The sequence below is a fragment of the Caballeronia sp. GAFFF1 genome (assembly GCF_023630705.1).
Lineage (GTDB): Bacteria > Pseudomonadota > Gammaproteobacteria > Burkholderiales > Burkholderiaceae > Caballeronia.
Map to the genome: position 1 here is coordinate 155,261 of NZ_JALQEM010000031.1, position 25,432 is coordinate 180,692.

The following is a 25,432-nucleotide window of genomic DNA, read 5'->3' on the forward strand; positions in this document are numbered from 1 at the left end:
ACTTTACGTCTATTCAGTACATTCATTCGACCAACTCGAAGCGTTTGATCTTGCCGACGACGAACACGTAGCAGACGATCGCAATCAATGCATTCGCGCTCACGAAGACGAGCGCCGCCGCGAACGAGCCGGTTCCCTGCACGAGATAGCCGATAACGATCGGCGTCGTGATGCCCGCCGTATTGCCGAAGGTGTTGAAGAGCGCCGCGCACAGCCCGCTCGCCTGCTTCGGCGCCGTGTCGGATACGACGGCCCAGCCGAGCGCGCCGATGCCCTTGCCGAAAACGCCGCCGCCATGATGCCGATCACGAGCCACTGATTATCGACGTAGTTGCACGCGATCATGCAAGTCGAAAGCAGCAGGCCGACGACGATCGGCACCTTGCGCGCGGTGCTCGTCGAGAAGCCGTGCTTCATCAGCCGATCCGACACCACGCCGCCGAGCAGACCGCCGAGAAAACCGGCGATGGCCGGGATCGATGCGACGACGCCCGCCTTCAGAATCGACATATGCCGTTCCTGCACGAGATAGATCGGGAACCAGGTCAGGAAGAAATACGTGAGCGTGGTGATGCAGTACTGCGCGATGAACACGCCGAGCATCATGCGGCTCTTCAGCAATTGCGAGAGCGCATGGCGGCCATGCGTGCTGCCGTTCTGCGTGTGCGTATGGGTTTGCGCGGCGCGGCGTTCCTTCGCCACTTGCCTGTCTTCGAGATCGACCATCGCGCCGTTGTCGGCGATATAGCGAATCTCGGCCTCGTTCGCGAGCGGATGCTGACGCGGCGCGTAGATGGTCTTCAACCACAGGCCGGCGACGAGCATGCCGAGCGCGCCCATCGCATAGAAGACATGCGGCCAGCCGTAAGCGTGCGTGATCCAGCCCATGATGGGCGAGAACAGCACGGTCGCAAAGTACTGAGCCGAATTGAAGATGGCCGATGCCGTGCCGCGCTCGGCCGTCGGGAACCACGTCGCCGTCAGGCGGGCGTTGCCCGGAAACGCGGGCGCCTCTGCCGCGCCGACCAGAAAACGCATCAGGAAAAGCGTGGCGAACGCGACGCCGACGGGCAATGCGGCAACGAAGCCCTGAACTGCCGTGAGCATCGACCAGAAGAAGATGCTGAATGCGTAGACGCGCTTGGACCCGAAGCGGTCCAGCAGCCAGCCGCTCGGAATCTGCGCGATTACATAGGCCCACGCGAACGACGAGAAGATATAGCCCATCTCTACCGGCGAGATGTGCAGCGCTTTCTGGATAGACGAACCCGTGATGGAGATGGTCGCGCGATCCGCGTAATTGATCGTCGTGACGAGAAAGAGCATGAAGACGATCAGGAACCGCGCCTTGCTGCGTCCCGCGTAGCTCGATGCCTGACCGTCCGCGCTGGCCGCTCGTTCGCCCAACTGGTCTCCGGCAATCGAAGTTGCAGTCCGTTGTATGCCTCGCTCCATCGTCGTCTCCGGCTAAGTTGTGCGATGTCTCATCGTCCACGAAGCATATGTTAGCGCCAACATCGCAGAAATCGGGGTTTTCCCGCCGCGTAGAGATACGACGTCTTATTTCGACGATCGTTCGGACGCGAGTGCCTGACGCTACAATCGAGCGAAACAAGGGGACTCGAATGGAAGAAAGTTACGCGCCCGCAAAGCTCGGTTCGTCAGAAGCCAACGACAGCGTGACGTTGGAAGACGTCGCGCGTCTCGCGGGCGTCACCGCAATGACCGTCTCGCGCACGCTCAAGCGCCCCGAACTCGTTCGCGAGGAGACGCGCCAGCGCGTGATGAATGCCGTGCGCGCAACCGGCTACGTGCCGAATCTGCTGGCGGGCGCGCTCGCGACCAACAAGAGCCATCTGATTGCCCTGCTGCTGCCGACCATCGCCACGTCGATCTTCACGGACATGGTTCAGAGCCTGATGGCGACGCTCGCGCCTGCCGGCTATCAAACGTTGCTCGGCCTGACCGACTATCTTCCGGAGCGCGAGGAGCAGCTTGTCGAAACGCTGCTCGGGCGACGGCCCGACGCCATCGTCCTGACCGGCACCGAGCATTCGCCGCTCACGCGCGAACGGCTGCGCAGGACGAAGGTGCCGATCATCGAGATCTGGGACCTGACCGACGACCCTATCGACATGCTGATCGGCTTCTCGCACGAGGCAGTCGGCGGCGAGGTCGGACGCCATTTGCTGGCGAAGGGGTATCGGCGGTTCGCGGTCTTGTCGGCCGACGACCCGCGCGGCGTGCGGCGAAGCACGAGCCTCATCGACGAACTGAAGCGCCACGGAACCGGCGACGTACCGGTCGAAGTGCTGCCCGCGCCCGCCACGCTACAGACCGGGCGCGAAGGGTTCGCTCGCCTGCTGGACAAAGGCTTGCCCGAGGTCATCGTGTGCAGCACGGACACGCTCGCGCAGGGCATTCTCGCCGAGGCGGCGAAGCGCGGCATCGCCATTCCTCGCGACGTGGCCGTGATGGGCTTCGGCGATCTGAGCACCGCGGCGCATGTCCATCCTTCGCTGTCGACGGTGCGCATCGACGGCGCGTCGATCGGCAGACTCGCCGCAGAAGCGCTCGTGAACAGGCTGGACGGAAGGCACCCCGCGCAACCGGCACTGAAGGTCGACACGGGGTTCACGATCATCGACCGCGAGAGCGCCTGACGCTCAGGCCGCAAGCGCTCATCGGCGAGCCGGCCAGCGTCACGCCTCAACCGATGCGCGATTTCGCTGCACGATCTGATTGTCCTTGCCGTGAACGAGCGGCGTCAGCCTGAAGTCGAACTCGATTTCCTTATAGTCGTCGGCTTTCAAACCCAGCTCTTTGCCGCCCGTCTTCTCGACGACATGCGGAATCAGGTCTTCGCGCGTGGCATACGCGAAGTCGTCCCAGATCAACGGATCGCCTTCGATATTGATCTGAGTCGTCAGCTTGCGGCAGTTGTCCGCAGTCACGAAGAAGTGAACATGCGCGGGGCGGTTGCCATGCCGGCCGAGCGCGTTGAGCAAATGCTGCGTCGAACCTTGCGGCGGGCAGCCGTAACCCACCGGCATCAGCGTGCGGAATTCGTACTTGCCCTCGCCATCCGTCTTTACCGCGCCACGCAGATTGAAGTCGCTCTGTGCGCCAGTCGGATCGAAGTGCGAATAGAAGCCCTTCGAATTGGCATGCCAGCATTCGACCAGAGCGTTCGCGAGCGGCTTGCCATCCGGTCCCGTGACCGTGCCGCGAATGACGAGCGGGCCCGCGTGCTCATCCGCGTCGAGGTCGATCTTCGCCACACCATTGCGCACCGGCGCGCCGGCCACATACAGCGGACCTTCGATGGTGCGCGGCGTGCCGCCGTTCATCTCCGCCTCGCGGTCTTCGGCATCCATGCGAATGTCGAGGTACTTTTCGAGTCCGAGGCCCGCCGCGAGCAGCGCCGCCTCGCCGTCCTGACCGAGCTTGTTCAGATAATTGACGCCGGCCCAGATCTCATCGGGCGTCATGTCGAGATCGTCGATCGCCTTGAACAAATCACTCAGCAAGCGGTGCGTGATCTGCTTCGCACGCGCATTGCCGCCATCGCCGGCGAGATTCGCCGCCGCCTTCAGCAAGCCTTGCACTTCCTCGCTCTGAAATACCGTGACGCTCATGATTCATGTCTCCGTTCGTATGGGTTTTGGCTTTGATGCTCAAGCGTCGTCGTCTCTCACGGACGACGGATGGCGACACAACGGCGTCACCGAAATCTTCATGTATGAGAAGAGCGGCAACGCAGTAAGAATCTCGTGCAGCTCGGCATTGCTTTCGACATCGAAGATGCTGAAATTGGCGTACTCTCCGACGAGACGCCAGATGTGACGCCACTTGCCGCTGCGCTGAAGCTCCTGCGAATAGGCCTTTTCTCGCGCCTTGATTTCGTCGGCGACATGAGCGGGCATGTCAGCCGGAATATGCACATCCATTCGAACATGGAACAGCATCGCTCTTGTCCTCTCAACGGGTGACTTTCACGAGGCCATCGCGCGTGAAGCGCTCGACCACGGATTCGTCCAGTTCTATGCCGAGGCCCGGGCCGTTGGGTACGGTCAGTTCGAAATCGCTGTAATCCAGCGGCTTCGTCAAGATTTCCTCCGTCATGAGCAAGGGGCCGAATAGTTCGGTGCCCCACTGCAAGTTTGCAAAGGTCGAGAACACATGCGCCGATGCGACCGTGCTGAAGGCGCCTTCGAGCATCGTGCCGCCATACAGTTCGATGCCGGCGGCATCGGCAATAGCGGCCACGCGCTGCGCCGCGAAGAGACCGCCGCTCTGCTCGATCTTGATCGCGAACACGTCAGCGCCATCGGTCTTCGCAACTTCGAACGCACTGTCCGGGCCTTGAAGTATTTCATCGGCCATCAAAGCAACCGGGAAACGGCGCGTGAGGCGCGCCATCGCGGCCGGCGATGCAACCGGTTGCTCGACGAGCTCGCAGCCTGCATCCGCGAGCGCGGGAATCGCGCGCGCCGCCTGCGTCTCGCTCCACGCCATGTTCACATCGACGCGCACGGCCGCGGCATCGCCCAGTTCGCGCTTGATTGCCGCGACGTGCGCGATGTCGTCCTCGATGGCCTTGGCGCCGATCTTCAGCTTGAAGATGTTGTGGCGTCGCGTTTCGAGCATCGTGTGGGCTTCGGCGATATCGCGCGCCGTATCGCCCGAAGCCAGCGTCCATGCCACTGGCAGACGATCGCGGCGGCGGCCGCCGAGCAGTTCGCTCACCGGCACGCCGAGGCGCTTGCCGTGCGCATCGAGCAACGCCGTTTCGAGCGCGCTCTTGGCGAAGTGATTCAGTTTCACGAGCTTGCCGAGATGCGCCATCAACGCCTGTATGGGCGTGGCGTCCCGGCCGATAGCAGCCGGCGCGAGGTAAGCATCGACTGCCAGTTTCATGGACTCGGGACTTTCCGGTCCATAGGCCATGCCCGCGATGGTCGCGCCTTCGCCGATGCCGACGATGCCATCGCTGCAGAACACCTTGACGAGCATCAGCGTCTGGCCGTGCATCGTGGCAACGGAGAGCTTGTGCGGGCGTATCGTCGGTAGGTCGACGAGGCGCGTTTCTATGCGTTCTATGTTAGTCGTACGAATCATTCTGTGATCTCTGTTCATGCATTGAGCAACGCACGCAGTGAAATAGCGGTGTCGCGCAGGGCATGAATGTCGAGCGGCGTGCCTGCCGCGAGCAGCCGCTTGCACGCGCCCATGTCACGGCCCGCGTTGACGGCGGCGACGGCGGCGAGCGCGCCCGCCTCATCCAGCGCAAGCACGCAGAACGAACCCGCCGACGGATCGCCGCGCAGAATCATCGTATGCGTCGCATCGAAGATGCCGAGCGTTTGCACGTTGCAGTCGTACTGATCCGACCACAGCCACGGCATTTCCGCGTAGCGCTCTTCTGCGCCGAGCATGTTGGCCGTCGCGATGGCGGGCTGATTCTCTGCGACCTGCCAGGATTCGACGCGCACGTGCCGCTTCAATAGCGGGTTGAAGTGCATCGTGACCTCGCCCGCTGCGAAAATCGAAGGATCATCGGTCCGGCATTGCTCGTCCACGACGATACCGTTGTTCACCGTGAGCCCCGCCGCTTGCGCGAGTTCCACGTTCGGCACCACTCCGATACCCACCACCACGATGTCCGCATCGATATCGCCGCGATCGGTCTCGACGATCGCAGAGTGCGCGCCGCGCCTCACGGCCAGAGGCTTCGCGCACAGCCGTATATCCACGCCTTTCGCGCGATGCAGCGCATGCAGGAAGTCGGCAACTTCGCGCGGCATCGAGCGCATCAGCAAGCGCTCCGCAGGTTCGACGAGCGCGACCGCGCACTCGGCCTTGATCGCAGAAGCCGCGACTTCGAGCCCGATGAAGCCGCCACCGAGCACCGCCACGCGTGTGCCCGGCTGCAGCGCCGCGCGCAACGCGCGGGCGTCATCGACGGTGCGAACGTAGTGCAGCTTGACGCCCTCATCGACTAGACCGGGAAACGGCCGCACGCGCGATCCCGTCGCCAGCAGCAAACGCTCGTATTCGATGCGCGCGCCATCGTTCAGAGCGACGCGTTTTGTCGCGCGATCGATGGCCTCGACGCGCATGCCGAGCCGCATATCGACGCGTTGCGCGTCGTACCATGCTGCATCACGAATGAAGATCCGGCGCTCGCCTTCTTCCGACAGCAGCGCGGCCTTCGAAAGTTCCGGGCGGTCGTAGGGCAATACAAGCTCATCGCCGATCATCACGATGTGAACATCCGCATCGCGCGTTCGCAGCGTTTCTGCCGCACGGCGCGCGGCATGTCCGCCGCCGACGATCACATAAGGCTTACTCGACATGGATCTCGACCTGTCCATCGACGATGCGAATCGGATAGCTGCGCACCGCTTCGGTGACCGGCGCGCAACGCGGCGCGCCGCTGCGGATATCGAATAGCCCCTGATGCAGCGGACATTCCACGCAACCGTCTTCGACGAAGCCTTCCGACAGCCGCGCGTGACCATGCGTGCAGAGGTCGTGCAGCGCGAAGACTTCATCGCCGATACGGAAGACGGCCACCGGCTTGTCGTTCGCGACGACCGCGGCGGGCTCGCCTTCGGTGAAGTCGTCGAGCGTGCCGATGGCATGCCATGCATTCGTCAGTTGTTCCATGTTCCGCTCCTCAAATCGGCGTGGCGAGCAGCGTCTGCACGCGCGACGTGTCGTAGATCACGCGCTTGGCCTGATAGCGCAGACCGTCGGCGGTGCGCACGACCTTGTCGAAATACCGGCCCGCCTGATAGACATTCGATTCGCCGTTGCTGCGCGTCTGGATCACCACATAGTTGCTTTCCGTTTCGATCACGCCGTCTTCATCGCGCGTGACGGTAAGCCCGGACGTCATGTGCCGGTAGCTATGTTCTTCGTAGATATTCGCGTGACGCAGCGACACCACGCGGTCTCGCAGCATTCTCTGATTCGTGCAATGGATGATGCCCACGGGCAAGCCCATGTCCGCGTTCTCTTTCGGCACGATCTCGTAGAGACAGTCCTCCGTGAAGAGCGTGGGCCACGCTTCGAGCCTGTCGTTATCGAGCGCGTTGATGTACTGGTCCTGCAACATGTGCAGTTCAAACCACAGCTTCATCTGTTCCATGCGTCGCCTCGCCGCTCAATAGTCCATCAGTTTCTGATAACCGACCCAGAACTTGCGGATCAGGCTTTCGGTAATGACCGTGTCCTGCTGATCGGGATTGCCGCGCGACATCTCGATGACCGACGTCGCATCCGCATCGCGCACCGTGCCCCGCTGCACGAGCTCGGTTGCTTCGGTGTCTTCCATCGAGATATAACCGGCAGGACCCACGAGATTGGCCTGCTTTATACGCAGCGCGCGCAGCTCGGGCGTATCGTCCGCATAGCCGAAGAAGTGAAAGATCAGCTCGAAGCTGTTCGGCCCTTTCGGCAGCAACTGACGCGCGACCAGCGTGTTGTGAATCTGCTGGATGACAAGTTGCGGGAAGATTGGCTGGATGTGGTTTGTCGTGTCTTCTTCGTACTCGGAGACGAGGCCGAGAATGGAATCGTCTTCGAGCGCGAAGCCTTCGTCGAACGAGCGGATGTTCTGCTGCTTGTATGCCGACGAGGTGTCCTCGCCGGTCTTCGTCACGGTGATGATGCTATGCAGGCCATGTGTCGCGTCGGGGATCGAACGCGCCTTCATGCCGACGCGGAAGATGTTGAACGTGGTATGAAACAGATGCAGCATGCTCGCGTGATACGGGTCCTTCACGTTCTCGAAGTACAGCTTCCAGTTCGACTTCGAATACTGCCGCGTGCAGCCGAGATACTCGATCGGCTTGTGAAAGATGCGGTCGATCCACGGGCGCATTTCCGCGCCGAGATAGTCGGGCAGCGGCGCGACGTCGTCGCTGAACGACGCGAACACGAGGCCCTTGTAGCTGTCGACGCGCAGTTTGCGCAGGCTGTGGTTTTTGGGGTCGAAGTCGGCAGGCATGCCCGTCATGCCCTTCTGGCCGCGCCTGAACGGCACGCCGAGCAAGTTGCCGCTGTTGTCGAAGCTCCACTGGTGATAGACGCAAGTGTGCGATGTCGCGTTACCGCGCGCTTTGCGGCACACCGACGCGCCGCGATGCGCGCAGCGGTTGACCCATGCCGCGAGCCCGCCGTCTTCGAGCCGCGTCACGACAACGGGCGTATCGCCCACGAACGTGCCCTTGTAATCGCCTGCATGGGGAATCTCGGCTTCCAGCGCCACGAAGTTCCAGGTCGGACCGCGAAAGATGCGTTCCTGCTCGCGGTCGTACACCGCTTTAGAACTGAAGACCTTGTAGGGCACGCGCGAGCCGTCGTCGCGCGGAAAGTGAACATGGTCCGATTCGGTCGGACCTTGAGGGCGAAATACCAGTTCAGCCGTTTCCACGGATGTTCTCCTGTGCAGGGGCGCCGTAATCGATACGTCACGGTGTCACTGCATTTTTGGAGAGACAAAATGGCGGGTCTATCCACCAAACGCGCCGTTCTTTCACGTACTATCCAAAAACGGCGGCTTAATTCATCGGGTCTCGCAAGACGAGAACGGCCCGGTGCGGACCTGCGTTTACCCGTATTCCATGACCCCGACTCTTTTCACGCCCGACGCCTTACGCAGCTATCGGCTCTTTGAATCGAGCGATCTCGACGAGACGCGCGATCTCATCTCGCGCGTGATGCAGCCGCATGTTCTGGTGCCATCGGGAAAGGATCGCGGACCTGCGTACATGGATTTCGTGAGGCTGGGGCGGCTCGGTCTCGGCGCTATTTCGTTCGGCACGTCCATGCGCGTGGACGTCGAATCCGTCGACGGCTACTATCTTCTGATGTTCTGCCTCCGCGGGCATGCGCAGGTGCGCACGCTGAACGCGACGCTCGACGTCGATCATCACAATGCGGTGCTGTGCGCGCCCGGTCAGCCGTTCGACGCGTGGTTGTCGCCCGATTGCGAGCAGTTCGTGCTTCGCATGGATGCGGACGTGTTCCGCAAAGCGAGTCACGATGCCGGCGCGCTGTTGTCGCCGCGCCTATCCATCGACAGTCCGGCGTTGCGGGGATGGATGCAGCAGTTGCGCGCGCTCACGGGGTCATCGGCGCTGCTCGAGAGCGCCCGCTCGAACGGGCAGATCGCCGGACATATGGAAGCGCTGCTCATCGATCTGCTGACGTGCTCGTTGCCGAGTGCGCCGGTTGCTCCGGTTACTCCGGTTACGCACGCGGCGCTCGCACCTGCGTTCGTGAAGCGTGCCGAAGAGTTCGTCCGCGCGCATGCAGGCGAGCCCTTGCAACTTGAAGACATCGCGCGAGCGGCCGGCGTATCGCCGCGTACGTTGCGCGAGCAATTTCAGAATGCGCGCGGCATGAGCCCGATGCAGTTCGTGCGCAAGGTCCGCATGGAACAGGCCCGCGCTGCGCTGCTGGCGGCCGGCCCGCGCGCGCGTATCGCGGATATCGCGCTCGCGTGCGGGTTTCTGCATTTGGGCCGTTTCTCGATCGCGTATGCGGAGGCTTTCGGGGAATCGCCCTCCGAGACGCTGCGCAAGCGCGCTGCGCGCTGAAGGGCTGTCATCGCCAGCACGCTATAGAAGAGCCGAAAGCGGTTCGGGACTCTCCACGTAGCTTAGGGGAACGAATAACCTATCGCTACCGTCAACGCGGCGTCAACTCCGCGGCACCAATCCGAGCGGCTTCGCTTCGCCAGGCGCATCGGACGTCAACGGCTCCGGTGCCTTCTTCCGCTTCAGTCCTTCGCCGAGCGTGGTGCCATTCGATTTGCGACGCGCCGCGTGCCGCTCGATCACGCGTTGCAGCAGGCAGAACGCGCACAGCAACGCGCCGATGACAATGCGCGTCCACCACGAACTGAGCGTGCCATCGAACGTAATCAGCGTCTGGATGGTGCCGAGAATTCCGACGCCGAACACCGAGCCGATCACGTAACCCACACCGCCCGTGAGCAGCGTCCCGCCGATCACCGTCGCGGCGATGGCGTCGAGTTCCATGCCCTGCCCTTGCAGCCCGTATCCAGAGAGCACATAGAGCGTGAAGACCACGCCGCCGAGCGCCGAACAGAAACCGCTCAGCGCATACACGCCGACCTTGGTGCGCGCGACCGGCAAGCCCATCAGCAACGCCGAGCGTTCGTTGCCGCCGACCGCATACACGTTGCGGCCGAAGCGCGTGAAGTGCGCGACGAAGATCGCCACCAGCAGCGTCGCGACCGCGACCAGCGCGCCCGCCGTGACCGACGCCCCGCCGACATCCACATGAAACCCGGAGAGCGCGTGGAAAGTGGGATCGTTGATCGTGATGGATTGCGTCGTGATCAGAAAGCAGGCGCCGCGTGCGAGGAACATGCCCGCCAGTGTCACGATGAACGGCTGCAATCTGAAGAAGTGAATGAGGGCGCCCATGGCGGCGCCGTAGAGCGCGCCCGCCGCGAGCACCAGCGGCACGATCACCCACACCGGCCAATGCAGCTTCTCGGCGAAGACGGCGCACAGAATGGTCGTCAGCGCGACGACCGATCCGACCGACAGATCGATGCCGCCCGATACGATGACGAACGTCATGCCGATGGCGACGATCAGCAGGAACGCGTTGTCGATCAAGAGGCCGAGCAAGACTTGCAGCGAGAAGAAGCCGGTGTACATCACCGAACCGAAGCCGAAGAGCGCGGCGAACAGCACGATGGTGATGACGATGGGCAATACGCGCGGGTCCGTCACGCGGTCGAACACATTTCTCATTTCGATGACTCCGCGAGCGGCTGTTTCGATGCGACCGGGAACACGCGCTTCAACTGCCGCATCAGCACAGTGCGCGCAGTGGCCGATTGAATGACGCTCACCACCAGCACGACCGCCGCCTTCACGACGAGCGTCGCTTCGGGCGGCACGCCGATGGAATACGTCGTGTAAGTGAGCGTCTGGATAATGAGCGCGCCGAGCACGGTGCCAGCGAGACTGAAGCGCCCGCCGAGCAACGAGGTGCCGCCAAGCGTGACGGCGAGGATCGCATCGAGTTCGAGCAGCAGGCCGGCGTTGTTGCCGTCGGCGCTGCGCACGTTCGAACTGGCGAGCACGCCTGCCATCGCTGCCGCAAGCCCCGAGAACGCATACACGCCGAAGACGATCATGCTCGAACGCAAGCCGACGAGCCTCGTCGCGACCGGATTGACGCCGATAGCCCGGATGAACAAGCCGAGCGCCGTGCGGTTCACCAGCAGCGCGGTCAGCACGAGCGCGCCGCACGCGACCCACACGGAACACGGCACGCTCGCGAGATAGCCGCCACCGACGACGAGATAGCCCTTCGCGCCGATGGGGATGATCTGTCCGCCCGTCAGCAACTGCGCGACGCCGCGTCCCGCCACCATCAGAATGAGTGTCGCAATGATCGGCTGCATGCCGATGAACGCCACCAGCAAGCCGTTCCACATGCCGCCGAGCACGCCGACCCCGAGCGCCGCCGCGATGGCGAGCGGCACGCGCGACGGATCGTCGGCGAGAATCGTGGCGGCCGTTGCGCCCGCGATGGCGACGATCGCGCCAACGGAGATGTCGATGCCTCGCGTCGCGATCACGAGCGTCATGCCGAGCGACACGAGCACGAGCGGCGCCGCGCGATTCAGAATGTCGATGGGCGCGCCGAACAGATGGCCGTCGAGCATCGTGATGGAGAGGAAGTTCGCGTTGTGCGAGAGATCGAGCACGCACAGCGCGATCAGCGTCAGGCACGGCCACACGAGCGGATGTTGAGACATTGCCTTGATCGTGTTCATTCCGAGCCTCCCGCGATAAGCCGGTACACGTCATCTTCGGACGCGGTATGGCCCGCGACTTCCGCGACCTTGCGCCGATCGCGCAACACCGCGATCCGGTGACTCACGCGCACGACCTCGCTCACTTCCGACGAGATGAAGAGAATGGACAGGCCCTTTGCGCACAGCGCGAGCACGCGGTCCATGATCTCGAACTTCGCGGCCACGTCGATGCCGCGCGTCGGTTCGTCGAGAATCAGCATCTTCGGTTCGGTCGCAAGCCAGCGCGCAAGCAGCACCTTCTGCTGATTGCCGCCCGATAAGAGGCCGATGGGCTGCTCCGCGTCGCGCGCCTTGATGCCGAACTGCTGAATATAGCGGTTGGCGATCTCGCGCTGCTTCGCCTTACCGATGCAGCGCCACAGTCCGCGCCGCGCCTGGACAGCGAGGATGATGTTCTCGCGTATGGAGAGATCCGCGACGATGCCTTCCTTCTTGCGGTCTTCCGGACAGTAGCCCATGCCGTGACGCACCGCATCGCGCGGCGAATGCAGCTTCACCGTCTTGCCGCCGATACGCGTCGCGCCCGCATCCGAACGTTCCGCGCCGAACAGAAGCCGCGCCGTTTCAGTGCGGCCCGAGCCCAGCAGACCGGCGAGCCCAAGTATCTGTCCGGGCTGCACGTCGATATCGACGGGATTCATCACGCCGCGCCGGGCCACGCCGCGCATCTCCAGAAACGGCGCCACGCTGCTCTGCTCAGCGGGCGCTTCCGTCGCCGCGCGTTCCAGCCGCTCGGTCATGCGCTCATGGCCGACCATCTTCGAGACGAGCAATTCGACGGGCAGGTCTTTGGCGAGATATTCCCCTTCGCGCTCGCCGTTGCGCATGACCGTGATGCGGTCGGATATCGCGTACGTCTGTTCCAGAAAGTGCGTCACGAAGAGAATGGCGAGACCGGAATCGCGCAGTTTGCGCAGCACGTCGAAGAGCCGCGTGACTTCGCCGTCGTCGAGGCTGGATGTGGGTTCGTCGAGGATGAGCACGCGCGCATCGACCGACAGCGCCCGCGCGATCGCCACCATCTGCTGCACGGCGATGGGATACGTATCGAGCGACTTGGTGACGTCCACCGTGACGTTGAGTTCGGCGAGCGCCGCTTGTGCGCGCGCGTGAATCGTTCGCCAGTCGATTGCGCCGCGCCGCTTCGGTTGTCGCCCCGCGAACATGTTCTCGGCCACCGACAAGTTCGGGCACAGATTCACTTCCTGGTACAGCGTCTGAATGCCGGCCGCTTCCGCTTCGAGCGGCGCGGTGAAGTGCACGGGTTGGCCGGCGAGCCGGATCTCGCCAGCGTCGGGCTCGTGCACGCCGGTGAGCACGTTGATGAGTGTCGATTTGCCGGCCCCGTTCTGCCCCATTAGCGTGTGAACCTCGCCGGGAAACAAACGAAAGCGGACGTCATGCAACGCCCGGACGCCGGGAAAAGACTTCGACAGGCCGATCGTTTCGAGCACGGGAGCGTCGGTCATGGAGAGCGCCGGCTAGAGGGAAGGATCGTCCATCGCGCGGCCGCACGCCTGCGCGATGGACGCGCACGCTTCAGTACTTGCGCTGCGGCAGGGTCTGTGCGGCCACGCTCATCGGGAAGATGGTTTCTTCCGTCACGATGCGCTTGGGCAATTGCTTGCCCGCGACGATATCTTTCACGGCGGTCATCAATTGCGGCCCGAGCAGCGGACTGCATTCGACGTCCACATTGATCTTGCCGGCGATCATCGCCTCGAAGCCGCCCTTGGTGGCATCGAACGAGACGACGGTCACGTCCTTGCCTGGCTTCATGCCGGCCTCTTCCATCGCCTGAATTGCGCCGAGCGCCATGTCGTCGTTATGCGCGTAGACGACGTTGATCTGCTTGCCGTAGGTCTTCACGAACGCTTCCATGACCTGCTTGCCGCCCGCGAGCGTGAAGTCGCCGCTTTGCGAGGCGATCACCTTGAACTTCGGGTCGTTCTTGATCACTTCCAGCAGACCCGCGCGCCGGTCATTGGCCGGGGCCGAGCCGACCGTGCCCTGCAATTCCACGATATTGATCGGCCCTTTCTCGTTCTTATAGTGATCTTCCAGCCACTTGCCGCCACGACGACCTTCTTCGAGGAAGTCCGAGCCGATCATCGTCACGTAGAGCGACTTGTCTTTCACGTCGATATTTCGGTCGGTGAGAATGACCGGAATCTTGGCGTTCTTCGCTTCGACGAGAATGGGCTCCCATCCGGATTCGACGACCGGAGAGAAGGCGATGACATCCACTTTCTGTGCGATATACGAGCGGATCGCCTTGATCTGATTTTCCTGCTTCTGCTGGGCGTCGGAGAATTTGAGGTTGATGCCCGCGTCCTTGGCGGCCGATTTCACGGAGACGGTATTGGCGGTCCGCCACGCGCTTTCCGCGCCGACCTGCGCGAAACCCAGCGTAATCTGCTTGTCCTCGGCGTGTGCGCTCATGCCCGCGGCAAACAACAGGACCGAACCAAGCATTGCGCTCAGCACCGTGCGTCGGGTCTGTTTCATTATCGTCTCCTGATGGATCGTTTTTGCCGCGGCTCTAAGTCCGGGGTCCTGGACTCAGGATTGAGTCCTGCGCAAGATTAGTCTGACGACGCATGCGGGTCCAATCACTTATTCGGCGTCGAGGATACCAAGACTGATATCAGGGAAAACACGGCTAATGGGCTTTGCGGATTGCTAATTCACTGCGAAGGTTCTAAGTAAATGCCGGCTTCGTCCGTGCAACGGCGCGAGCTTTATCCCACCTTTTGGAATCCGCTATTTTCCTGCGCCAGTGGAGGGAATACATGTCAGCACGAGGACGCCGCCGCTCTCTTCGACGGCGCTGACCGATGCCTCGTGAGTCTCTCCGTTGCCGCACGACCATCTGGCGACAAAATCGCTTTTGCAATCTCGTTCAGCTAAAAGGGGCGCGGGCGATGCAACAGGATACTGGCAGGTGTCCGTCGAATTGCAACGCGAAGCGAGGTCAGGAGTCGAGTCCCAAGCTTGGGCGCCACAGGTTCCGTTATACGAGCCTGATTCGATCTGTATCGAGGCAGCCACCGAGTTTGTGCTTGCCGCGAGGAGAAGGCCGAGCGGAACGAATACGACTTTGACTCGTATCATTAGGGCTCCGACTCAGAGGTTGGTATCTGCGCATGAACAGTCCTGGCCTAATAACTCTAGGCGACGAATGGACACGGTAAAAGGCGGCGCGGGGGCACAAGAATCGGCTCGCGAGCGATGCTTCGCGACAAGGCAGTAACGCACCGCTGAATGCAGGGTCGACGCGAAAGAAACCCGCCCATGGCGCGCCAACGTTTGCGCGCGTTTCTCTGGTTCACCGTGTCGCGTGAATCAGACAAATGACGCGAAATTCCGCTGCGTCGGCGGAGAAATGTCTTAAGTACCACCATCAACCGCCGTTAAACTCTCTGGCGCCGTGCCGCCCATGCGCGCCAATACGGCATGTCCGTCCGTCACCGGACGGCGGCTCGGTCTCTCTCGTGGCGCCATCGCACACTCCTTCGGACCGTCCCCGTACTCCCATCACGCTCATCACGCTACACCGTCAACTTACGGTGTCGCGCGCGACGTGGCGGACATCCTTCGACGCATCGGCGTGCCGCCACAGAGCGGATCCGACCGAAGAACTACCAACAACAAAGCAGTCAAGCACGACACGGGGAATCGATGAATCACGTCTATCGCATCGTCTGGAGCGCGAGTCTCGGCGCTTTTCAGGTCGCTTCGGAGCTCACGCGCGCCGACAGCTCGACCGGGCGCTCCCGTAAGCGCGCGCGACGCCCGCTGACGACGGCGCTGCAGGCGGCCGCAGGCGCCGCCGGGCTCGCCGCCGCGTCGCACGCTCACGCGATGGCTCTGACGACGACGCTCAATCTGCCGACCACGACGACGACGAACCTCACCGTGGGCACGCCCGCCTCGGGGCTCGGCTGGACGTGGGACGGCAACAAGCTCACGGTGGCGAGCGCGCAAAGCACCGACACGCCGGGCACGCTGACGAACAAGGGCCAAGCTATCGGAACTGTGTCGAACGCAGGGAACCTCAGCATCACGAACAGCAGCGTGGAAGCGTACGGCAGCTCCTCGTTGTCGCTCGTTCGCGGCAGCATCGCGTCGGTCGTGAATCAGGGCTTCGTGCCGACGCTCTCGAACAACGGCGACATCGGTTCGGCGAACAGCATAGCGATCGACAATAGCGGCACCATCGGCACGCTGAACAACGTCGACGCCAACGCGGGACTCATCAGCGGCGCCATCGGCGTGAAAAGCACCGGCACCATTGCCACGTTCATCAACGGCGGAATCGTCGTCGGGACGCAGGCGGCCATCGTGAACGACGGCGGATACATCGGCACGCTGACCAACGAAGGACTGGGCGGCTCCATCGGCGGCGGCACGTACGGCATCGTGATCGGCACGATCGGTTCCATCGGCGCGTTGCAGAACAACGGACTCATCACGGGCACGCAAGCGGCGCTCTTCAACCGGGGCGGCACGATCGGCACGCTGACCAATTCGGGTGCGGGCAGCGCCCTCGACACCACGACCGCCGTGCCGATGCCCGGCACCCTCAGCGGCGGACCGGTCAGCGCGGTCCCGAGCGTGTTCGTCAGTTCCATCGTTCTGGACGACGGCGGCCCGGAAGGAACGATTCAGAGCGCGCGCGATGCCATCGACAACGCAGGCACCATCGACTCGATCGTCAACGGCGGCAGCATCCTCGCGGGCAACGTCGCAATCAACAACGCGGGCACCATCGGGGCGCTGAGCAACACCGGCACGATCACGAGCGCGAGCGCATTCGCGGCCAATGCAGGTTCCACGGGCACGCTCGCCTATGCTGGCCTGCCGGGCAGCGACGCCGCCGTCTTCAACACGGGCCACATCGGCACGCTCGACAATCGAGGGACGATTTCGGGCGAAGGCGCGGCCATTGTCAATTCGGGTTCGATCGGCACGTTGTCCAATGCGGGGACCCTCTCGTCCGATGCTGGCGCCGCCATCATCAACGACGGCGCATCCGGCGCGCGCAGCATCGACGTGCTGCTCAACAGCGGCACGATTCTCGGCACGGTTTGGAACGGCGGCAATATCGGCACGTTCGTGAACAACGGCGTCATCGATGCCGGCAGCGCCGCCGACGCCATCGCGATAGCCAACTCCGGGACTCTCGGATCGCTGTCCAACAACGGCACGATCGGAGCGATCTCAAATAACGGCACGATCAGCGGCTCCGCCTACGCGATCAACAACTCGGCGACCGGCAGCATCGGCCCGATTTCCAACGCGGGTGTGATCGCGGGCAACATTCTGAATGCGAGCGCAAGCCCGATGACGCTCAACGGCGCGAGCGGCTCGGCGTTCGGCACGTTGACCGGCTTTGCGGGCGCGCCGGGCGCCATTTCCAGCACCACGCCAGGCGCGCACGTCGTGCTGAATAGCGGCAACCTGCTTCTGGACGATACCGTGCAAATCGGCAGCAACACGCTGCGCAACGTCGCGGCGACGCTGGCCGTGGACCGCGCTGTCGCAATCTCGGGCAACTACACGCAAGGCGCGGCGGCGACGTTGCTCGTCGGCGTGCAGAGCGGCGCGACCGCGACCGGCAGTATCGCCGACACGGGCTACGGCAGGCTCGTCGTGAGCGGCGATGCGACCATCGACGCCGGGTCGGCCGTGACGCTCAGGAGCGCGACGGGCGGCTATGCGTTCGCGGCGGGCCAGCGTTACGTGGTCGTAGACGCCGCGGGCGCGGCGGCTTACCACGCGGATGCGCTGAACTACGCGATCGCGGGTGTCACGGGTCGCCTGAGCGGATCGACCGTCACGACATCGACCGGACATACCGATCTGGTCGTGACCGTGGATCGCATCGGCGCGCAGGACGCGACGCCGACGCCCACGCCGACGCCCACGCCGACTCCCGACACCGGCACGGCATACACGGCGGGCAACCCGTCGCTTCCCAGCGCTACTGGCCCCGACAAGCCGGCGCCCGTCTCTCCCTTCTTGCCCGTTAGCCTGGCGCGCCTCGCGACCCTGCCGAACGCCAGCCGCTCGCTCGCGGGCCTCTTGAGCTACACGGGCGTCGACGACGCCAAGCTGCTCAATCTCTACAACGCGACACTCGCGTCGCTTACCGGTGACTCCGCCGCGACGGCCAATCACATCGGCCAGCAGCTCCTGCCGTTGCAGGTCACGCGCGCGGCGGCGGCTTCGACTCTCGATGCGTTGGGCATCGCCAATGCCCGCGCCAACGCAGTGCGACTCGCGCAGTCGCAAGGCGCGACCGGCATCGCGACCGGCGACGGCCCATCGCAGTGGACTGGCTGGGGTCAGGCGTTCGGCGGTCACGCGAGCCAGGGCCGTCGTGACGGCGTGGACGGCTACGCCGCGAACTACGGCGGCCTGCTGGTGGGCGCCGATCGCGCGGTGGGCGAACGCTGGCGCGTCGGCGGCGTGTTCGACTACGCGCACACGGCCGTCGGTTACCGCGACGACAGCGCGGGCGACTCCGCCGGCATCAACTCGTATGGCGTAATCGGCTACGCGAGCTACACGGGCTCGCCGTGGTACGTGAATCTGTCGGGCGCGGCGACGCTGCAGCACTTCGACACCACGCGCATCGTCGGCACGACGGGCTTCGCCGGTCTCGCGAACGGGAGCTTCTACGGCCAGCAGTACGTGCTGCACGCCGAAGCGGGTTATCCGCTCGCGCTCGGCGCCATGACGCTCACACCGCTCACGAGCGTGTCGTACAGCTATCAGCACCAGAATGCCTACACGGAATCGGGCGGCAACGGCGCCGCGCTGACGGTGGGCAGCACGCGTGCGACCTCGGTGCGCAGCGCGCTCGGTGCGAAGATCGAAGAAGCGTTCAGCACGTCGTACGGCACGGTAGTGCCGGAGTTGCGCGCCCAATGGATTCACGAATACGACCACATGCGGCAGACGACCGGCGCGAGCTTTTCCGCGGATCCCACTGGCCAAAGCGCGTTCACGACGGTCGGCGCGACGCCGGTGCCGGACCTCGCGGATATCTCGGCGAGCGTGACGCTCGTGCGGGCCAGCACCCTCAGCGTGACGGCGCGCTACGAATTGCAAGCCGGCTCGGGCTTCGTCTCGCACACCGGTCTGCTGCGCTTGCAGCAACGCTTCTGATTCGCAAACCTCACGCGGAGCCATCCATGTCCGACGCACACGCCGCAGCCCGAATTACGCTCAACGAGGCGCTGACACGCGCGCACGCGCATTGGAATGCGGGACAGGCGGCCCAGGCGGAGCAGCTCTGCCGGAGCGTGCTCGCTGCGTCGCCGGATCAGCCTGATGCGCTGCATCTGCTCGGCATGATGGCGCACGCCTACGGCAAGCTCGATATGGCCATCGACTGCCTGAGCGCCGCGTGCAGCGCGCCGGGCGTGAGCGCTGCGTACGCGGCCAATCTCGCCGAAATGTGCCGGCAAAAAGGTCTCCTCGAGCGCGCCGAAGCGGCCGGGCGAGAGGCCGTGGCACGCGATCCGATGCTGGTCGCGGGTTGGAACAATCTGGGCATCACGCTGCAGGAAGCCGGCAAATTCGAAGAAAGCCGAAGGTGTCTCGAACGCGTCGTTGAACTGCATCCCGACTCGGCGGATGCGCACAGCAATCTCGGCAATACGTGCCGTCGGCAGCACCAGTTCGATCTTGCCGAAGCATACTACCGACGGGCGCTCGCGCTCGATCACGGTCACGCGCAGGCGCACAGCAATCTCGCGTTCCTGCTGTCGACGCAGGGCCGGCAGGACGAAGCCGCCGCCGAAGCGCGCATCGCGATCGAACTCGATCCGCATCTCGTCGAGGCGTACCTGAATCTGGCCGAAGCGGAAGCGTCGCGACATCGGCACGACGCGGCGCTTCGCGCGCTCGACATGCTGAGCGCGTTCGCGCCGCGCCATCCGGCAGAGCGCGTCGCGCGCGCAAAGGCGCTCTTGCGGATGCAGCGCGTCGATGGCGCTCTCGCCTGCGCGCGCGATGCCTTGACGCTGGCGCCCCAAAGCGCCGACGCGCATCATGCCCATGCGCGGGCGCTGCATGCGCTCGGCCGCACGGACGAAGCCCTCGCTGCCTATCGCGAGGCTGCGCGGTTGCCGGGCGTGGTGCGCGAAGACGCGTTGAACGGTCTCATACAGTTGCTCGATGAAGCGAGACGCCCCGGCGACGCACGCGCCGCGCGCGACGAAATGCGCGCTGCCCGCCCGAGCCCGGCGTTCGTACGGGAGACGGATTCATGAACGCGCCGTCCGTCTGGAGCGCGGCGTCGGTCAACGCGGTGATCGACCAGGTGCGTCCGCTGCTCGCGGCGCAGCGTTTCGAAGAAGCCGAAGCCGTGTTGATGCCGCATCTGGCGTCCGGAACCGGACCGATAACGTTGTGGCGGCTGCTAGCCGCGGCGATCCGTCCGCAAGGCAAGCTGGCCGCGACGCGTGCCATTCAGGAGATGATCGTCGCGCAACTGCCGGGCGACTATTCCGCGCGCTTCGACCTGTCGGAAACGCTGCTGCTGCTCGGCGATTTCGAGCGCGGCTGGCGCGAGTATCGTTACCGTTACAGCCTCGCGCATACGACGTCGATGGAGCGCAAGGTGCAGCGTCCTCGCTGGAACGGCGAGCCGCTGCCGGGCGAGACGCTCCTGATTCACGACGAGCAGGGTTACGGCGACACCTTCCAGTTCATGCGCATGGTGCCGTGGGCGAAGCGGCGAAGCGGCGCGCGCGTGGTGCTCGAAGTCAATGCGGAGACGCTGTCGCTCGCGCGGAGGCTCGATGGCTGCGACGACATCATCGTGCGCGGCGATCTGCCGCCGCCGTTTCATCGGCATTGCGAAATGATGAGCCTGCCGATGGCCATGCGTCTGACGCTCGACGACCTGCCGGGACCGGTGCCGTATCTGCATGCCGATCCCGAACGCGTCGCGTATTGGCGGCAGCGGCTCGATGCGCTGCCGCGCCCGCTCGTCGCGCTGGTGTGGGCGGGCCGTCCGACGCACGCGAACGATGCAAACCGTTCGCTGCGGCTCGATCAGCTTGCGCCGCTCGCCTTGCCCGGCATCACCTTCGTGTCGCTTCAGAAGGGCGCGGCGGCGTCGCAGGCCGCACATGCACCCACCGGCATGTCGCTGACTGCGCTGGGCGACGAGATCCGCGATTTCGAGGATACGGCCGCGATCCTTTCCATCGTCGATCTGCTTGTTTCGGTCGATTCGTCGCCGGTTCATCTGGCCGGAGCGCTCGGCTGTCCGTGCTGGGTCCTGCTGCCTTTCGTGCCCGACTGGCGTTGGCTGATGCAACGCGACGACACGCCGTGGTATCCGCAAGCCCGGCTCTTTCGGCAGACACGGCGCGGCGACTGGGACGGCACCCTCGCGACGATGCGCGATGCGTTGTCGCGATGGGCAGGGGAGCACACCGCATGAGCCTCGTGCGGCGGGCCGGCGCGGTGCTGTCATGCGTCCTCGCGATGTCGAGCCTGAGCGCCTGTGTCGCATTCGATCGGAATGCGCACGCCGATGCCCTCGCAAGGGCGGCGCATATGCAGCGCGAGACGGTGCAAACGAGCGGCTTCGCGCTGACCGCTTACTCGCGCATCACGCGCCGCGATGCGCCGATTCATGTGTATATCGAAGGCGATGGCTTCGCGTGGGTGTCGCGCAACGAGCCGTCGCTCGATCCGACGCCGCGCAATGCGACGGGCCTCGCGCTCGCGGCAGCGGACGCGTCGCCGAACGTGACGTATCTGGCGCGTCCGTGCCAATACACGCCGATGCGCGACAACCCGCGTTGCGACGTGCGCTACTGGACCGGCGCGCGCTTCGCACCGGAGGTGCTCGTCGCGATGAACGAGGCAGTGGACGCGATTGCCGCACGCGCGCCTGGAGCCGGCGTCCATCTCATCGGCTATTCGGGCGGCGGCGCCATTGCCGTGCTGCTGGCAGCGCGGCGGCGCGACGTGCTCTCGTTACGCACGGTGGCGGGCAATCTCGATAGCGAGTACGTCAATCGCCTGCACGGGGTATCGCCGATGCCTGCGTCGCTCAAGGCGATCGATGCCGCCGCGGAACTCGGCGCGTTGCCGCAAATGCACTTCGCCAGCGACGCGGATCGTGTCGTGCCCGTCGCGGTCGCGCGCCGTTTCGTCGACGCAGTGGGGACGCGTTGCGCACGATTGCGCGTGGTCGAAGGCATCGCGCATGACGGTGATTGAGCGCGTGAATGGCCTGCTTTGCTTGATGTGGCTCCATAAGCTCAGGAGCGTCAAATTTGATTCTGGTAGGTGCATCTGCGCAGTCCCATTGATGCAGGCTCAGAGAGGCATCAGCGACAACGGTACTGTGCAGCCCGTGCATCCACCATTGAATTTGCCCGGACTGCCGGACCCGACCCTTACCCGACGCTCAGTATTGACTTATCCAAATGTCTGTTACGGGGAGTGGAGCGGTCGCTAAACTAACCAACGACGACATTGCGAACAGGGTCGCTTTGACCTAACACCGTCTGCATGCGCGTACCAGCGCACGCGGCCGGCTATAAGGATGGCGGCAAATATGCGTCGCGCTAGCGACGCTCCGCAGGTCTCCGGGAACACCAGCTACATTGGCTAGCGCCCGCATTAGCTACCGCCAGCGTCGCCGTCAAAAGCTTCAACGGCTTTGCAAGTGCCCGGAGATATATCTGCGCTTGCGGTGAGAGAGGCTTGCTGTACGCCCGCCGCAGCTTTCCGCGTGCCTTCCATGCGGCGCAGGCTCCTGCGTGAGAGGTCGCAAACTTCCCTATCGCATCAGTAGGTCGAAGGGGATTTTTCTTCGCCCTTCGTATAGCGGCAACACTGATGACAAGCCTGTGCGGACGACTTAGAGTCATCGAAGCGATAAAGATCGCGACAAGTTTCGCGTGCTAAACGCAGTTTGGAACCCCTCAGGAAAACCAACGAGCCAGTGCCGTGCAAATGTCTGTTGAGTTTGCGTCTGCCTTGACTGCGGAACGCCCATCAGCTCGATGTGCTTGTTCAAACCCGAGAGGGACGACCATGAGCGATACCAAGGCAAGCAATGACATCATGAACATGAATGTCATGCCTGATGGCTTTGAAGCAAACGCTTCGCTGCAGCACGCGGTAGGTAATGCTATTGCCGGCAAGCGCGCGTCCAGGCATCGCTACTGCGCACGACTGGTATCTCGCCCTCGCCTATACCGTTCGTGACCGAATGCTTGCTCGGTGGGTGGCATCTGCGAGAACTTGCACGACCCAGGAGGCAAGGTCGCTTGCTGTTTCTCCGCGGAGTTCCTGATCGGTCCGCAACCCGGAAGAAACGTGCTTGACCTCGGACTGTACGACGAAGCGCGCGAGTCGCTGCGCGCGCTTGGCCTCGACCTAGACGAATTGCTAAGCATCGAAGAAGAGCCCGGCCTTGGTAGAGGAGCGCTAGCCCGGCCTGCGGCGTGCTAGTTGACTCGTTATCTTCGCTGCAGATCCCGGCAATCGGTTGTGTAATTTGCTACGAATTCGCGATCTTCAACCAGGGCATCCGCGATGGCTGGCAGGTCGAGCGCGCGGACAAGTGGCTCGAGAAGGGCAATCCATTGGAGATCTTGCGACCGGACGTAAGCTTCCGCGTTTACATCGGGGGCTACACGCGACATCACACCAATGCGGACGGACGCTTCGCGGTGCAGTGGATTCGGGAGCGCCAAGTCAAGGAAGCCGCTCGTGACATGCCGATCCAGGGCTTTCGCGTCAACACTTGCAACGTTTTGCGCCTATGGAAAAGCGAAGCTGTCGAATCGTTCGACTTCCAAGGCTTCAATTCTGTCTGAGTTGCGCGACGCACTTGACCAGATCGGGTCGGGTCGCTTTTCGCGCGGAGATACGACCATGTTCCGTCCGCTGCTCGACAGCCTGCTGCATAGCGATCCATTCCTTGTGCTGGCGAACTTCGCGGAGTACCCCGCCTGTCAGGAGCGCGTGAGCGAAACATGGCGTGACAAGCGGCAGTGGACGCGCATGTCCATCTGGAATATGGCGTGTTCTGGGAAAATCTCTTTGGACCGTGCGATCACGGAATATTGCGAGCGGATATGGATGCGCGTGCACTGAAGATCGACCTCACTCGGTCGCGATTCCAAACTTGAGGTCTGGTCGGCACTGCCGAACTGCACATCATCGCGAGATCGCGCGCGACGGCAGCTAGCCGTCGCTTCGCGGACTCATGCCGTCGCCGACGTGCGCTCGCGACTGACAAGCTGATTGTCCTTGCCTCCGACGAGCCGAGTCAGCGTGATATCGAACTCAATTTCCTTATAGACGTCGTCCTTCAGACCGAGCGCAGCGCCGCCCGTCTTTTCGACGACGTGAGGAATCAGTTCCTCGCGCGTGGCGTACGCGAAGTCGTCCCAGATCAGCGGGTCGCCTTCGATGTTGATCTGCGTGGTCAGCTTACGGAAGTTGTCGCTCGTCACGAAGAAATGAACGTGCGCCGGACGATTGCCATGCCGCGCGAGCACGTTCAGCAACTGTTGCGTCGAACCGTGAGGCGGGCATCCGTAGCCTACGGGCATGAGCGTGCGGAACTCGTACTTGCCGTCCTCCCCCGTCCGCACAGCGCCACGCAGGTTGAAGTCACTCTGTGCGCCGGTCGGGTCGAAATGCGAGTAGAAGCCGTTGGAGTTCGCATGCCAGCACTCCACCACTGCATTCGCGACAGGCTTGCCGTCCGGACCGGTCACGGCGCCGCGAATAACGAGCGGCCCGGCTGCTTCGTCGGGATCGACGTCGATCTTCGCTACCCCGTCGCGCAACGGCGCGCCCGCCACATACAACGGACCTTCGATGGTGCGCGGTGTGCCGCCGTGAATGTCTGAGTGACGGTCCTGCGCATCCATGCGAATGTCGAGAAACTTCTCCAGACCGAGACCCGCTGCGAGCAAGGCCGCCTCTCCGTCGCGACCGAGCCGGTTGAAGTAGTTCACCCCTGCCCAGATTTCATCGGGCGTCATATCGAGATCGTCGATGGCCTTGAACAGATCGCTTAGCAGCCGATGAGTGATCTGCTTCGCACGGCCGTCGCCCTCCTCGCTGCCGAGATTGACGGCTGCCGAAAGCAGTTCCTGGACTTCCTTCGTATCGAAAACTTTGACGCTCACGATGTTGTCTCCTTGATGTATTGGGGGTACGACGCAGCTTGGCTGTTTTGCGACGCGACGCTCGCACTCACGCGTCGTCGTCGCGAATGGACGACGGGTGATGGCACAACGGCGTCACTGCGATGCTCATATAGGGGAACAGCGGCAGCGCAGTGAGAATGTCGTGAAGTTCGGCATTGCTTTGCACGTCGAAGATGCTGAAGTTCGCGTACTCACCCGCAAGGCGCCAGATGTGGCGCCACTTGCCGCTGCGCTGCAGGTCCTGCGAATAAGCTTTCTCGCGGGCCTTGATTTCGTTTGCGATCTCGGCGGGCATATCCAGCGGAAGTTTCACATCCATGCGCACGTGGAAAAGCATTGCGTC

The 25,432-nt window shown here is 63.4% G+C and carries 22 protein-coding genes and 1 pseudogene; 9 read left to right on the forward strand and 14 right to left on the reverse strand.

Features of this window, described 5'->3' with window-relative positions; all coding sequences use genetic code 11:
* Window positions 1–22: 22 nt before the first annotated feature.
* Window positions 23–1,326 (reverse strand): annotated as a pseudogene (locus tag NCR37_RS17560) (MFS transporter).
* Between the two features lie 299 nt (window positions 1,327–1,625).
* Here NCR37_RS17560 and NCR37_RS17565 point away from each other — a divergent pair.
* Complete coding sequence (locus NCR37_RS17565; protein WP_250474124.1) at window positions 1,626–2,663, forward strand: LacI family DNA-binding transcriptional regulator; 1,038 nt, start codon at window positions 1,626–1,628, stop codon at window positions 2,661–2,663.
* A 39-nt stretch (window positions 2,664–2,702) separates the two neighbouring features.
* On the opposite strand, the gene catA (NCR37_RS17570) is transcribed toward NCR37_RS17565, so the two are convergent.
* From catA (NCR37_RS17570) to andAc, 7 genes are read right to left on the reverse strand one after another with little or no spacing between them, the layout of a single operon-like run.
* Entirely contained in the window at window positions 2,703–3,638 is a 936-nt protein-coding gene (catA, locus tag NCR37_RS17570) for a catechol 1,2-dioxygenase (RefSeq protein ID WP_250474125.1), read from the reverse strand.
* Window positions 3,639–3,677: 39 nt separating this feature from the next.
* On the reverse strand, window positions 3,678–3,968 hold the full coding sequence (gene catC, locus NCR37_RS17575; RefSeq protein ID WP_250474126.1) for a muconolactone Delta-isomerase: 291 nt from the start codon (window positions 3,966–3,968) through the stop codon (window positions 3,678–3,680).
* A gap of 13 nt (window positions 3,969–3,981) precedes the next feature.
* The gene (locus tag NCR37_RS17580; RefSeq protein ID WP_284506923.1) at window positions 3,982–5,121 is read right to left on the reverse strand and encodes a muconate/chloromuconate family cycloisomerase; all 1,140 of its coding nucleotides are present in this window, start codon (window positions 5,119–5,121) and stop codon (window positions 3,982–3,984) included.
* A gap of 14 nt (window positions 5,122–5,135) precedes the next feature.
* Entirely contained in the window at window positions 5,136–6,359 is a 1,224-nt protein-coding gene (gene andAa, locus NCR37_RS17585) for an anthranilate 1,2-dioxygenase system ferredoxin--NAD(+) reductase (protein ID WP_250474127.1), read from the reverse strand.
* Complete coding sequence (gene andAb / locus NCR37_RS17590) at window positions 6,349–6,672, reverse strand: anthranilate 1,2-dioxygenase ferredoxin subunit AndAb (protein ID WP_250474128.1); 324 nt, start codon at window positions 6,670–6,672, stop codon at window positions 6,349–6,351. Before andAb ends, andAa begins: the two co-directional genes overlap by 11 nt.
* Window positions 6,673–6,682: 10 nt before the next feature.
* The gene (gene andAd, locus NCR37_RS17595; RefSeq protein WP_250474129.1) at window positions 6,683–7,156 is read right to left on the reverse strand and encodes an anthranilate 1,2-dioxygenase small subunit AndAd; all 474 of its coding nucleotides are present in this window, start codon (window positions 7,154–7,156) and stop codon (window positions 6,683–6,685) included.
* A 15-nt stretch (window positions 7,157–7,171) separates the two neighbouring features.
* Window positions 7,172–8,443 carry an anthranilate 1,2-dioxygenase large subunit AndAc gene (andAc, locus tag NCR37_RS17600; protein ID WP_250474130.1) on the reverse strand — a complete coding sequence of 424 codons (1,272 nt, stop codon included), beginning with the start codon at window positions 8,441–8,443 and terminating at the stop codon, window positions 7,172–7,174.
* Window positions 8,444–8,633: 190 nt separating this feature from the next.
* Between andAc and andR the strand changes: the two genes are divergently transcribed.
* On the forward strand, window positions 8,634–9,611 hold the full coding sequence (gene andR, locus NCR37_RS17605; protein ID WP_250474131.1) for an anthranilate 1,2-dioxygenase regulatory protein AndR: 978 nt from the start codon (window positions 8,634–8,636) through the stop codon (window positions 9,609–9,611).
* A 102-nt stretch (window positions 9,612–9,713) separates the two neighbouring features.
* Here andR and yjfF read toward each other — a convergent pair whose 3' ends face one another.
* From yjfF to NCR37_RS17625, 4 genes are all read right to left on the reverse strand, one after another.
* The gene (gene yjfF / locus NCR37_RS17610) at window positions 9,714–10,802 is read right to left on the reverse strand and encodes a galactofuranose ABC transporter, permease protein YjfF (protein ID WP_250474132.1); all 1,089 of its coding nucleotides are present in this window, start codon (window positions 10,800–10,802) and stop codon (window positions 9,714–9,716) included.
* Window positions 10,799–11,836, reverse strand: a complete 1,038-nt coding sequence (locus NCR37_RS17615) for an ABC transporter permease (protein ID WP_250474133.1) — start codon at window positions 11,834–11,836, stop codon at window positions 10,799–10,801. The genes yjfF and NCR37_RS17615 overlap by 4 nt, the downstream gene beginning before the upstream one ends.
* Window positions 11,833–13,347: a sugar ABC transporter ATP-binding protein gene (locus NCR37_RS17620; RefSeq protein ID WP_244849500.1), complete on the reverse strand. Its 1,515-nt coding sequence runs from the start codon at window positions 13,345–13,347 to the stop codon at window positions 11,833–11,835. The genes NCR37_RS17615 and NCR37_RS17620 overlap by 4 nt, the downstream gene beginning before the upstream one ends.
* 70 nt (window positions 13,348–13,417) lie before the next feature.
* Window positions 13,418–14,353: an ABC transporter substrate-binding protein gene (locus NCR37_RS17625; protein WP_250474244.1), complete on the reverse strand. Its 936-nt coding sequence runs from the start codon at window positions 14,351–14,353 to the stop codon at window positions 13,418–13,420.
* Window positions 14,354–15,559: 1,206 nt separating this feature from the next.
* On the opposite strand from NCR37_RS17625, the gene NCR37_RS17630 reads away from it, so the two are divergent.
* The 7 genes from NCR37_RS17630 to NCR37_RS17660 all read left to right on the forward strand — a co-directional run bounded on the left by NCR37_RS17630 (window position 15,560) and on the right by NCR37_RS17660 (window position 24,022).
* The gene (locus NCR37_RS17630; protein ID WP_250474134.1) at window positions 15,560–19,054 is read left to right on the forward strand and encodes an autotransporter domain-containing protein; all 3,495 of its coding nucleotides are present in this window, start codon (window positions 15,560–15,562) and stop codon (window positions 19,052–19,054) included.
* 26 nt (window positions 19,055–19,080) lie between these two features.
* The gene (locus tag NCR37_RS17635; RefSeq protein WP_250474135.1) at window positions 19,081–20,163 is read left to right on the forward strand and encodes a tetratricopeptide repeat protein; all 1,083 of its coding nucleotides are present in this window, start codon (window positions 19,081–19,083) and stop codon (window positions 20,161–20,163) included.
* The gene (locus NCR37_RS17640) at window positions 20,160–21,344 is read left to right on the forward strand and encodes a glycosyltransferase family 9 protein (protein WP_250474136.1); all 1,185 of its coding nucleotides are present in this window, start codon (window positions 20,160–20,162) and stop codon (window positions 21,342–21,344) included. The genes NCR37_RS17635 and NCR37_RS17640 overlap by 4 nt, the downstream gene beginning before the upstream one ends.
* On the forward strand, window positions 21,341–22,132 hold the full coding sequence (locus NCR37_RS17645) for an alpha/beta hydrolase (RefSeq protein ID WP_250474137.1): 792 nt from the start codon (window positions 21,341–21,343) through the stop codon (window positions 22,130–22,132). The genes NCR37_RS17640 and NCR37_RS17645 overlap by 4 nt, the downstream gene beginning before the upstream one ends.
* 822 nt (window positions 22,133–22,954) lie before the next feature.
* Complete coding sequence (locus NCR37_RS17650) at window positions 22,955–23,128, forward strand: hypothetical protein (protein WP_250474256.1); 174 nt, start codon at window positions 22,955–22,957, stop codon at window positions 23,126–23,128.
* Between the two features lie 239 nt (window positions 23,129–23,367).
* Window positions 23,368–23,742: a glycogen/starch/alpha-glucan phosphorylase gene (locus NCR37_RS28535; RefSeq protein WP_350029069.1), complete on the forward strand. Its 375-nt coding sequence runs from the start codon at window positions 23,368–23,370 to the stop codon at window positions 23,740–23,742.
* Window positions 23,636–24,022 carry a glycogen/starch/alpha-glucan phosphorylase gene (locus NCR37_RS17660; RefSeq protein WP_250474138.1) on the forward strand — a complete coding sequence of 129 codons (387 nt, stop codon included), beginning with the start codon at window positions 23,636–23,638 and terminating at the stop codon, window positions 24,020–24,022. The genes NCR37_RS28535 and NCR37_RS17660 overlap by 107 nt, the downstream gene beginning before the upstream one ends.
* Window positions 24,023–24,132: 110 nt before the next feature.
* Here NCR37_RS17660 and catA (NCR37_RS17665) read toward each other — a convergent pair whose 3' ends face one another.
* Window positions 24,133–25,068, reverse strand: coding sequence for a catechol 1,2-dioxygenase (gene catA / locus NCR37_RS17665; protein ID WP_250474139.1), 936 nt, complete (start codon window positions 25,066–25,068; stop codon window positions 24,133–24,135).
* Between the two features lie 67 nt (window positions 25,069–25,135).
* Window positions 25,136–25,426 carry a muconolactone Delta-isomerase gene (catC, locus tag NCR37_RS17670; protein ID WP_250474140.1) on the reverse strand — a complete coding sequence of 97 codons (291 nt, stop codon included), beginning with the start codon at window positions 25,424–25,426 and terminating at the stop codon, window positions 25,136–25,138.
* Window positions 25,427–25,432: the final 6 nt, after the last annotated feature.

Coding starts and splice junctions, on each gene's coding strand:
- NCR37_RS17565 (WP_250474124.1), top strand. CDS start 1,626: ATGGAAGAAAGTTACGCGCCCGCAAAGCTCGGTTCGTCAGAAGCCAAC.
- catA (WP_250474125.1), bottom strand. CDS start 3,638: ATGAGCGTCACGGTATTTCAGAGCGAGGAAGTGCAAGGCTTGCTGAAG.
- catC (WP_250474126.1), bottom strand. CDS start 3,968: ATGCTGTTCCATGTTCGAATGGATGTGCATATTCCGGCTGACATGCCC.
- NCR37_RS17580 (WP_284506923.1), bottom strand. CDS start 5,121: ATGATTCGTACGACTAACATAGAACGCATAGAAACGCGCCTCGTCGAC.
- andAa (WP_250474127.1), bottom strand. CDS start 6,359: ATGTCGAGTAAGCCTTATGTGATCGTCGGCGGCGGACATGCCGCGCGC.
- andAb (WP_250474128.1), bottom strand. CDS start 6,672: ATGGAACAACTGACGAATGCATGGCATGCCATCGGCACGCTCGACGAC.
- andAd (WP_250474129.1), bottom strand. CDS start 7,156: ATGGAACAGATGAAGCTGTGGTTTGAACTGCACATGTTGCAGGACCAG.
- andR (WP_250474131.1), top strand. CDS start 8,634: ATGACCCCGACTCTTTTCACGCCCGACGCCTTACGCAGCTATCGGCTC.
- yjfF (WP_250474132.1), bottom strand. CDS start 10,802: ATGAGAAATGTGTTCGACCGCGTGACGGACCCGCGCGTATTGCCCATC.
- NCR37_RS17615 (WP_250474133.1), bottom strand. CDS start 11,836: ATGAACACGATCAAGGCAATGTCTCAACATCCGCTCGTGTGGCCGTGC.
- NCR37_RS17620 (WP_244849500.1), bottom strand. CDS start 13,347: ATGACCGACGCTCCCGTGCTCGAAACGATCGGCCTGTCGAAGTCTTTT.
- NCR37_RS17625 (WP_250474244.1), bottom strand. CDS start 14,353: ATGCTTGGTTCGGTCCTGTTGTTTGCCGCGGGCATGAGCGCACACGCC.
- NCR37_RS17630 (WP_250474134.1), top strand. CDS start 15,560: ATGAATCACGTCTATCGCATCGTCTGGAGCGCGAGTCTCGGCGCTTTT.
- NCR37_RS17635 (WP_250474135.1), top strand. CDS start 19,081: ATGTCCGACGCACACGCCGCAGCCCGAATTACGCTCAACGAGGCGCTG.
- NCR37_RS17640 (WP_250474136.1), top strand. CDS start 20,160: ATGAACGCGCCGTCCGTCTGGAGCGCGGCGTCGGTCAACGCGGTGATC.
- NCR37_RS17645 (WP_250474137.1), top strand. CDS start 21,341: ATGAGCCTCGTGCGGCGGGCCGGCGCGGTGCTGTCATGCGTCCTCGCG.
- NCR37_RS17650 (WP_250474256.1), top strand. CDS start 22,955: ATGAGCGATACCAAGGCAAGCAATGACATCATGAACATGAATGTCATG.
- catC (WP_250474140.1), bottom strand. CDS start 25,426: ATGCTTTTCCACGTGCGCATGGATGTGAAACTTCCGCTGGATATGCCC.